This window comes from Halomonas sp. NPDC076908 (genome assembly GCF_050269715.1).
Classification (GTDB): Bacteria; Pseudomonadota; Gammaproteobacteria; order Pseudomonadales; family Halomonadaceae; genus Vreelandella.
Genome location: NZ_JBNNIW010000112.1, coordinates 1 through 1,358 on the forward strand (window position 1 = coordinate 1; position 1,358 = coordinate 1,358).

General features: G+C 44.8%; 1 protein-coding gene. It reads left to right on the forward strand.

Features of this window, described 5'->3' with window-relative positions:
• Nucleotides 1-400: 400 nt before the first annotated feature.
• On the forward strand, nt 401-1,270 hold the full coding sequence (locus ACQKE4_RS20720) for a GGDEF domain-containing protein (RefSeq protein WP_427390109.1): 870 nt from the start codon (nt 401-403) through the stop codon (nt 1,268-1,270).
• Nucleotides 1,271-1,358 lie beyond the last annotated feature (88 nt).

A 1,358-nucleotide genomic window follows, 5' to 3' on the forward strand; every position in this document is an offset into this window, starting at 1 on the left:
TGGCACTGTCTGGGTGAATGGCGATAATGGCTATATTGCCATGCAGGTCAGTGGGTTAGAAGTGCTTCCGGGGGCCGGTCTCACGGATTCAGGTTTGAGGTTATGAGAAAAGGCGATGCTAGGCACTACTAAGCAAAAAGCACTATTTAGCAAGAGCAAATAGGTGTTTCTTATTTAGTTAGTGCTAATTTTAGCGTATCGGTCAGCTCAATAACCAATCAGATGACCCCAACAGTCCATGGGTTTACCTAACCATTGATGGGAGAGGTGCCATGCAGAGCTGGCTTGTGTTGCGTAAAATCACTATTGATAAATACCTTTATTATATAAGTTTATCCTTGCTGCTAAGTAGTTTTCTGGCAGTTAAGGATGTCGATAGTATCCATTCGCGCATTTCACAATGATGATTACTCCTCGCCTTTGGCATCAGTTACGCTGGCGCCTAACGTTGATTTTAGGCGTCTCACTTTGCGCGCTGTCGACCGTTATAGGGAGCTATGTGACTAGCGCTTGTCAAAGAGCGAACACGGACTATACCGTTTTAATTAGCGACATCATGCTAGCGCAACAGTCGGCCCAGCGGCTTCAGATCCCCCTTGCAGTAGAGGAACCTCATATAAACACGCAACATATAGAAAATATTGCCAATTTTTCCTTAACTTCGAAACATCATTTGGACAATATAAAGCGCAGCCTTGAACAGCACGGTTTTCTTAATGCCAATATTGAGTATCTTAGCAATCACTTGGTTGAGCTGAAAAATCGTTTTTCACGACTCAATGTAAGAGCACAAACAACTCAAGCAAGCCCTTATCTCCTGAACTCCTTACATCGCAGCGCTCTGGGAATTGAAAGTAAACAGGCATGGCTCTATAACGAGCTACTAGATGAGATTCAAGGATTATCACAGCAGCAACGCCTGACCATGCAACGCTTGTCAATCGCCATGAGTATACTGCTTGTGCTGGCTTTTAGCGCCGCCATTACCCTTTGTATGGTAGTACTTCATTTGCGTCGACAGCGTAATCTAATGCAAAACTTGATGTTAACGGATGAACTAACCGGTCTGTATAACCGGCGCCACTTGGTGAATGTGGCGTTCGCTGCACTTACTCAAGCCCAACGTAATCAAACGCCGCTCAGCCTGCTTGTAATAGATATCGATTACTTTAAAAAGATCAATGACAGTTATGGCCACCCAATTGGCGATGAGGTATTACGCCAGATTAGTGGGCACCTACGCCATTTGAGTCGACCTTCAGATAAGTGAATCCGCATAAGTTATGGTGTATAAAGCGAGGCTTATAACAAGGGAGATGCACCATGTCTCGTCGCTTGCGCTTCATTTCTTTGACGCC